Source organism: Acetobacter pomorum, from assembly GCF_002738225.1.
Classification (GTDB): Bacteria; Pseudomonadota; Alphaproteobacteria; order Acetobacterales; family Acetobacteraceae; genus Acetobacter; species Acetobacter pomorum.
In genome coordinates this window covers 1-8,027 of the sequence record NZ_PEBQ01000062.1, presented here as the reverse complement: position 1 = coordinate 8,027, position 8,027 = coordinate 1, and the positions used below count along the sequence as shown (strand labels likewise).

Sequence of the window (8,027 nt, the reverse complement as noted above, 5' to 3'; positions counted from 1 at the left end):
GTGGAGCAGCCCGGTAGCTCGTCAGGCTCATAACCTGAAGGCCGCAGGTTCAAATCCTGCCCCCGCAACCACTTCCATCATAATTCCCTACAAATCGACTGCTGATCGCCATGAAATACTGGTGCATCAGACAGTTACACGCGTCTCGATCCTCAAAAGAGGGCCGAGCGATCACGCGCGTCTACGTATCGCCATGGCCAACAGGGCCACCTCAACCGGTTTCTCCGATCGTTTTCAATACTCATCGAAGGAACCAGATCAATGTATGAAGATCAGGAAATGAGCGAGGAAATCCGTTCCCGCATGAAGGGCCGGATCCGGTTCAATGTCGCCACAGACAGGATCGAAGTGATCGTAGGGGAGCCGGACGAACTTCTCCGGTGGGAGCCGATCAACCGGCTCTCCATGCTCCAGCATCTTCCGCAGTCGCTGGTAGAGAGGCTTTGGGACATGTTTGCCGATGCGGCAGGATCAGGCTTCTATGCCGAAGATCGGTTGGCCGGGGTGAAATTTCTTGGGTTACACAGAGTGGCAGAGTATCTTGAGGAAGAGGAAGGCATCCGGATTGAGGAAATCCCGATGCCTTCGCGCTCTGCACCAGCACCAGCTATGAGTCTCAACACCTATCTTGCGGGGCGAGATCGGACAACAATCGCCGAAATCCTGAAGGCCGTTCCAGACACCGTCGAAAAGGAATTACCTCTCAGGCTCAAGGAAGCTGGATGGGAGCCACGGCGCTCAGCAACAGAACGCTTCTGGGTGAAAATCAAAAACAGATAATCCTCTTTCTCAGGATGAGAAAGAGGGAAATCAGCCTTCAACATGCCGGCGGCTTCCATCTGTGAAGCCGCCGGATACCGCTTCAGTACCAGTTACCCCTTTCCATGATGAACCAAGGAGAACTCAATAGACGGGTAAGGACCTTCCCATGGAAATATTTCGTGCAAAGGGTAGAATGGGGGGTAAACGGAAGGTCGGCTATTGGGCAAGAAATATGAGAAAACAGACATATGGTGTTCGTGTAGCTTCGATGACACGGTGCTCAATATCGGTTAAAAAAACTGCTCAATCAGCGTTCTCACAAATGGACATAGCCAGCTGAGACAACCTACGGGTCTGCGTAACGAATGGCTGGCTTCGTACTGCCAGCCATCCGAAGTTTTTCTACTGCCCAAGCGAGCCCCGAAACCAAACACAATTTGCCTGGCTTAGCTAGGGGAAGGTACCATTCCACCATCATCAAAGCCCGGGTTCTGTTGGCTTTTATGGTCACGTTTGGCCTTCGTCACTTTCGTCTTGGGAAGCGCTTTACCCGTCATGATGTCATCATTCTTGATGACCTCACGGATATAGCCAACAGTGATGGGCATTCCCTCATCGCGGAATACGCCAGCGATCTGATTTACCCCCATTCCTTCGCCGTTTTCCCACATATCAAAAATGCGGTTGGTATTACCTGACCGATTCCATGCACCGCGAATGGACATAACGATGGCTCCTTCGTCAAAAGTTGCAGTCTGATGCGTCTACTATTTCGACAAACTAGTCCAAGGCTGAATGATTCAGCCCCCAATCAGCTTTAGTCATTCCCATCAGTCGATTTCAATTGAAATCGCCAGAAATTTTTTCTGCATTATCTTGAATAATGGCGGGAACGACCCGTGATGCACGGCCTGTTCGAGTATTCGTCGCGATCAAGCGTCTTTTGGTGCCCATAAGCTATCGTTTCTGAGCGACGCGGCTGCGAGGGCTACGAGCTTTCGTGTGATCGCTGTGATCGCGATCTTGGCGTGTTTTCCATTGTTGGTGAGCTGGTGCTGGAAACGCTTTAGGTCCGCGAAACGCACGTCTGCATGATCATGAGCGCCTCGGCGGGGCTTGGCGAGGTTAGGGTTGCCCGGCTATAAACGAGAATCGTGCAGCGAGGATTTGCTGGCGGTGGTCTGCGTCTGGAGCGGAGGAAGTCCGAAGGTCGATTGGCGTCGTCGTGATGTGCTTGTAGACGTTGCCGAGGGAGCGTTCTTGTTTGATTTGCGGACGCTCAAAGACCAGACCGTTTGTCTGAAGTGAGAGCGTTTAACAATAACTTGCTTCGAGATAGGAATGCAGAGGAGCGGCCCTTTCTGTCAATTCCAAAGCAATTCATCGAAAAATAAGGATAGGACTATTCGAGCCCTTTCGTGCTCATTTTCCTGCAAGGAGGTATTTATGCATGATTTGTCATTACTCACCCCTGAAAATGTAGAACATTCAGCAAAAGCTCTTGCCGCGATTGTCAAGGGGGTTCCCGGTCTCTATCAGGCTATGTATGAGGCTATGAGGGCAGTAGCGATAGACCCAATCGTATTCCGCAGACGCAAGGCCAACCTAGAGCGACAAACAGAACTCGTTCGCAGCATGATTGAACATAAAGAAATACTTGAAAATGTTTCTGCTGTGACCGCAAAATCTATCGTTGAAGCAGCGATGGAAGAGGATCGTCCTGAACTTCAAAAGTTGTGGGCAGGGCTCATGGCTCGCTTGCTTACTGATCCAAACGCAATGATTACTCAAAAAGCGATAAGCACCGTTAAGCAAATGGAGCCTATGGACGCTTTGGTTTTGGATATTTTAACAGATAGCATGGATCCCAAAGGTTTAGCGCCTGACGAGATACGTGAAACTGTAAAGAAACATGGCATAAACTTCGAAAACTATGATCTCATTGTTGATGAAGCACGAGCTCATTTGTTCGAATTGGGGTGTGCAACATACGGTAAGGGGGTCGACAATGTTGCGCTCACATTGCCCTTTCGGAGCAGCGCACGACTCGCCGCGACCAGTAAGGGCTTGCTCATCTATACGCTAACCCAGCCCCCCAAGAAGTAGGTATTAGCAATAAGCACTATTCCCTCACTTCGTTCTCGACATGGGTCACAGCATGCCGGGCCGCAAGTAAGAGAACGACCTATCAATTTTATGTCTACTTTAGGTGCGTTGAGACAGAATATTAAACGACCGAGATGAGGCGACTGCTGCCTGTCTGCTCTAATATTGCTGAGCAGACAGGCAGATCGGGGGGGGGAGAACCAGACCGCCAACTATCAGGATAGAGGTGACGAAAAGCAGCCATCTGCTCGCAACACGGCGGGAAGGCGGGAGCCTTGATGGTCTCGGATATGTATCTGCACCCTCGACATCACGAACGCAATAAAGCATCGACTTTTTTCGCCGCGGGTATATCGTCGAAACGATATTTGCGTAGACTTGATATCTTCGTGAATAGATCGAAAGAGTGAAGTGTCTTCAGGATCAGTAGTGGCGCATTGTATGAAGCCATCACCACGCCTAAGAGGGTGTCCTGTGCTTTGGCTAACAAATTCTGCAAGACAGCGTTTTCGTTGAGAGGATCGACGATCCAGGTATCACCTTTTGGAACGAAAGTCACCGATACGGATTCAGCAGCCGGGTGAACGATCTCGCATAACCGGGCGTAGAGATCCTTTACTCCCGGTATTTTCATTTGATCCACATAATCTATATATTTGAACGATTGCATGGCTTTGTGGCTAGCCGGTAAGTCTTCGGTCTTCGCCACCTTGCGAGCATGCGTAAAATGTATCAGAGAATCTTCGAGTTCCGCCGAAATCAGCAATGGCCCTGAGGCCCGGCCGGTAATCTCTGCTTTTACCTTGTCCTTGATGCTTGCAAGCGTGTGAGACACCGGGGCCAAACTAAAGCCGATGTCCCCTGCTGACTCGATCAGACTTCGACAGGCTGAAGCGCAACCATATAGGCTTCCTGCCTCGTGCTCACGGATCGCCACCTCGATCCATCGGGTCGTCCTGAAGATCGCTGCGACCGATGCCATGTGCGCACGGTATAGCATTTCCGTCCAATAAATGCGTCCTGCATAATCTCTGCCAGTTCCTGCATCGCACGCGTTGAACTTAAACTCATCTAGGTCCTCAAAACTATAACTGTCCTTGACGAGATCGGGCGCGATATCGTTTACGATAAGCCCATATACCTTGGATTTTTCACCGAAGATCGCAGCCATCCCTTGAAGATCAAGGCTTAGGGATCGCGTTGGGATTGAAACTGTATCCATAAAAATAAGCCTACCTTTTGAATGCGAGCAATAATGTCTCAAGCTTGGTCTATTTCGGTTCGCTTAGCAATGTCGGCTTTCGGCAAACTCTTTCAACTGCCTGTATGACCATTATGAGGCGTCAGCAGCCTGTCCGCTTGCCGTGTGCAAAGCGGACTTACAGCTTTCGCCCTCTATTCGGTCCTTTCGAGTAAGATAATGTCCATCCAATAACGGACATTATCGGCACATGGCTTCACGCGACGTGGCCGAGAGGAGAAAATCCGGTTCGGAGCCGGGCTGCAGGGATTGCTAGCATTCTGCGTCGATTATCCACTGAAAAACGGTTCAATAGTCGTGTTTTTCCGCTTTACCCCCTCGCTACCCGCATAAGGTTCTTCTCCAGGAATCTTCCTAACTCAGACCCTGCCCCCTATATGGAAAAGCGATGTCCATTGCTTGCGGCGGATCGCCGTTGAGCGGTCAGTCATACCGAACGGAAAGAATTCAGTCATATGAGGTACCACAGGGGGAGTTATACCTTTTGCAAGCTCTGCCCTATGCAACGCATCTTCAAGCGTCCCCATAACGAGGTACATTGGTTTTAAAATTTCGATCACGCTCCAGACGACGTGCCCTCTGGTCACTCTAGCTACCTCAAGCTCATACGTGACATCGACCGTGAGATCATATTGACCTTTTGGTCCCATTTCCCACCCAAAAAGTCCAAATGCCTCACAGTGGGCGCGGGAACGGGCCATGATACTTTCTTTCCTCTTGTAGCTCAGCGAGGCCTTCGCAAGTTTCATGTGAACGCCAAACCAACGCGTCAAAGGGTCAATATTATTGGCACCGTTCACCAACTGATCGATATTGAAATACCTAGCACCTCTGGCAAATTCAGATAGCGTGCTGAGTATTTCAGTTTGGATGGCAGGTGTTTGAAACCAGCCTTGGAGCACGCCCACGCGACGACCAATTTTCTCGGTCGCCATGTATAGCTCGATGAGTGAGTGTCCGAGTCTACGAAGGTCTTTATCTGTTGGAGTGCTAAAATTGTGCTGTGCCATATGATCTAAAATGATGACAATCTTCATCAGCCGCTCTAGCGCTATAGAAAGCTGGAACAGTGTAGAATAAACAGTGCCGGGGCGATCGTAATCAATTGATGCCATTTCTTGGAAGCCCGTTAGAAAGGCTCGGCTTGCAAGATGGCCTTCTTGGTTTAACAGACGAAACTGCTGTGATACGATCATCGGCCGACGCTGTTGAACCTGCCACCGACATCATAGTCGTGGATATGAGTTTGATCCAGCAGTACCCATGCCGAAGCGTAAGTGGCGCAGGCCTGCGCACCACATAGATTTTCTTTGGTGCGTTCTACAGCTATCGGCACCTAATACTCCCCTGCGTAACGCGGCTCATTCTTTTTAAAGAATAGTCGCAGTTTGCGACCTGTCAAACCGTTGTATCAGAGGCCCTGCTCGGCGCGCCGAAAGTGCAATCTATTTTGATGGCAGCTTTCAGGAAGAGGATTTTTGCGCAGGAAGGAATAGATGGGAGCATAGCCGCCACGAATGGCAGCTTGTCTAATCCTCTATCCAATAGCCGACCTTCTGCTCTCCCCCCATTACCGACAATTTATAGCACTAATTTTGCAACATCATTTCTGCCATCCCATCCAGCTTGGCCTTATGCCGCTCCCAGTCCGGCATGACGCGTGCCAGAAGAGCCCAGAAGGCAGGTCCATGATTATGCTCCTTCAGATGGCACAGTTCATGCAGGATGACGTAATCAATGCAGTCACGCGGAGCTTTGACCAGATGCGGGTTCAACGTGATGGTCCCACCCGCTGAGCAGTTGCCCCACTGCGTCTGCATCACCTGAAGCTTCAGGGCAGGGGGTGTGGTGACCCAGAGTGCTGACGGCAGCAGCGCGTCCAGACGTGTCCGAAACACGTCCTGCGCCCGCGCAAAATACCAGAGTTCCAGCAGCTTCTGAATCCGCAAGGCGTTGCGTTCCTGCACGGACACTTCCAGCCTTCCGCGCAACATCCGCACCGTCTCTGGCGCATCAGGCTGATGCTGAACTTTCAGCAGATGCCGCCGCCCCAGATAGAAGTGGCTTTCCCCGCTGACATACGCACGCGGCGTGGCATGTTCCTGCACCGCCCGGAAGTCACGTAGTTTCTGCCAGATCCAGCGGGTTTTCTGTTTTAATGCCCTGTCCAGATCCGTCTCTATTGTGTCCTCGGGCACGACCACCTGCACAGTCAGGTCAGGATGCACCTTGATGCGCAGGGTCGTGCCGGGGCGAGCACGGGGCAGCAGTTCCACCCGGATCTGTTCACCCCCATAGGTCAGAATGCGGTGCTCCTTGCCGCTCATGCTCAGCCACGCACTGTATCAGCAGGACCAGCCCGCATGATCTGGATAACCTGTTCGATGATCTCCTGCGCCTTGTCCACGCCAAAGCCCGCTTTCTGGCCCGTGCTGAACAGAAGGGGCAGCAGTTCCTTCCTGACCGCCCTTTCCATATCCGGGCGGCTGAGCGAATTTTCCCGCACGGCCTTGTCCACGATTGTGTCGATCTTGAACGCCAGATCAATCCAGCGCTGTTTCTCCTCGTCCGTCTGCTTATGGTTGAAGATGGCAGCGAGTGTTTTGAGGAACACGCCATAATAGGCCTGCGCATGGCGGTGTCCGTCAAAAACAGTCGGGATGTTCTCCAGCTTGCGGTTGGCCACCCGTTCCTCAAATTCCTGGAACAGCATGAACTGCTTGAGCGGATGATCAAACAGACTCTCCGCTTCCGCGATCACCTTGCGCAGCAGGGCCGAGAAGGCTTCCTTGGCATACGGATCATCCTGCATCTCGTGGTCGATCATCTTCGTCACACGGGTGCGGATCAGATCGGTCTCATTACGGGTCTTTTCTTCGCTCCAGCTCTCTGGCTCGTTGTCGTCCGGCTTCTGGCCCATCTTGCCGACTGCATAGAGCCCTTCGGATTCATGCACCTTCACGCCTGCCACATGCCGGTCCAGCAGCTTCTTCACCTGCTCGGCATACTGGTCAAAATCGACTTTTTCACCCGTATCCTGCAGCACCATTTGCCGCAGACTGGTCAGCTGCTTCAGTGTTTCCTTGTAGGTGGCGCGGTCCTTTTCCGTAAAGCTGGTGTCTTCAAAGAACGCCACGGATTGCAGTGCCACCTTCAGGCAGGCGGCAAACTTTGTCAGCGCCTCATAGAAATCATCCCGGCGCTTGAGGTTCACATCCACCATCTGGCCGTGCTCTTCCACCATGCGCGGCATGAGCACGGCACGAAGTTGCTGGATGTCACTTTTGTTCTTCACCCCATCAAAGATGGCCCACAGGGCTTTGTGCAGGGCAGGGAGTTCACGGTATTCCGTGCTCATCTGGCTATAGAGGCCGGCAATATCCTTCGGGTCATACCCGCCGACATTCTCGGCCGCCAGTTCATCATATTTGGCCAGTGTGGTGTCCAGCTCTGCCAGAATGCCGCGATAGTCAATCAGCAGCCCGTGCTTCTTCTGGTCATGCAGGCGGTTCACGCGGGCAATGGCCTGGAGCAGATTGTGCTGCTTGAGGGGCTTGTCGATATAGAGCACCGCGTTCTTCGGTTCGTCAAAGCCGGTCAGCAGCTTGTCGACCACGATGATGAGCTTGAGATTGGGATCGTTCTCAAAGCGGTCAATCACATTTCGCGTGTAGTCTTCCTCACTCTGGCTGCCGACATTCTCCTTCCACCAGGTCTGGATTTCGGGCTGCTTGCGCTCATCCACTTCCGTATGGCCTTCGCGCGTATCGGGCGGGCTCATGACGATGGCGCTCTCGAACAGACCCACCTCGTCCAGATATCGTTTGTAGCGGATGGCGGAGAGCTTGCTGTCACAGGCCAGCATGCCCTTGAGGTCCTTGTCGATATTGTTGTCAAA

Annotated in this window: 8 protein-coding genes; 3 read left to right on the top strand and 5 right to left on the bottom strand. The window is 52.1% G+C overall.

What is annotated here, in order from left to right; all coding sequences use genetic code 11:
* Nucleotides 1–283 (top strand): hypothetical protein (locus tag CSR02_RS16805; RefSeq protein WP_208616801.1); only part of this gene is annotated, 283 nt, incomplete at its 5' end.
* Entirely contained in the window at nt 262–780 is a 519-nt protein-coding gene (locus tag CSR02_RS04160) for a hypothetical protein (RefSeq protein ID WP_099540671.1), read from the top strand. The genes CSR02_RS16805 and CSR02_RS04160, both read left to right, overlap by 22 nt.
* Nucleotides 781–1,208: 428 nt before the next feature.
* Here CSR02_RS04160 and CSR02_RS04155 read toward each other — a convergent pair whose 3' ends face one another.
* The gene (locus tag CSR02_RS04155) at nt 1,209–1,487 is read right to left on the bottom strand and encodes a hypothetical protein (protein ID WP_099540670.1); all 279 of its coding nucleotides are present in this window, start codon (nt 1,485–1,487) and stop codon (nt 1,209–1,211) included.
* Nucleotides 1,488–2,208: 721 nt separating this feature from the next.
* Between CSR02_RS04155 and CSR02_RS04150 the strand changes: the two genes are divergently transcribed.
* Nucleotides 2,209–2,868 (top strand): Abi-alpha family protein, encoded by a 660-nt coding sequence (locus CSR02_RS04150; protein WP_099540669.1) that lies wholly within the window; start codon nt 2,209–2,211, stop codon nt 2,866–2,868.
* A gap of 310 nt (nt 2,869–3,178) precedes the next feature.
* Here CSR02_RS04150 and CSR02_RS04145 read toward each other — a convergent pair whose 3' ends face one another.
* The 4 genes from CSR02_RS04145 to CSR02_RS04130 all read right to left on the bottom strand — a co-directional run.
* Nucleotides 3,179–4,090: a hypothetical protein gene (locus CSR02_RS04145; RefSeq protein WP_099540668.1), complete on the bottom strand. Its 912-nt coding sequence runs from the start codon at nt 4,088–4,090 to the stop codon at nt 3,179–3,181.
* A 398-nt stretch (nt 4,091–4,488) separates the two neighbouring features.
* Nucleotides 4,489–5,325 carry a hypothetical protein gene (locus CSR02_RS04140; RefSeq protein ID WP_099540667.1) on the bottom strand — a complete coding sequence of 279 codons (837 nt, stop codon included), beginning with the start codon at nt 5,323–5,325 and terminating at the stop codon, nt 4,489–4,491.
* Between the two features lie 393 nt (nt 5,326–5,718).
* Nucleotides 5,719–6,456 carry a M48 family metallopeptidase gene (locus tag CSR02_RS04135; RefSeq protein WP_099540666.1) on the bottom strand — a complete coding sequence of 246 codons (738 nt, stop codon included), beginning with the start codon at nt 6,454–6,456 and terminating at the stop codon, nt 5,719–5,721.
* A 2-nt stretch (nt 6,457–6,458) separates the two neighbouring features.
* Nucleotides 6,459–8,027 (bottom strand): type I restriction enzyme subunit R domain-containing protein (locus CSR02_RS04130; RefSeq protein ID WP_408736570.1); only part of this gene is annotated, 1,569 nt, incomplete at its 5' end.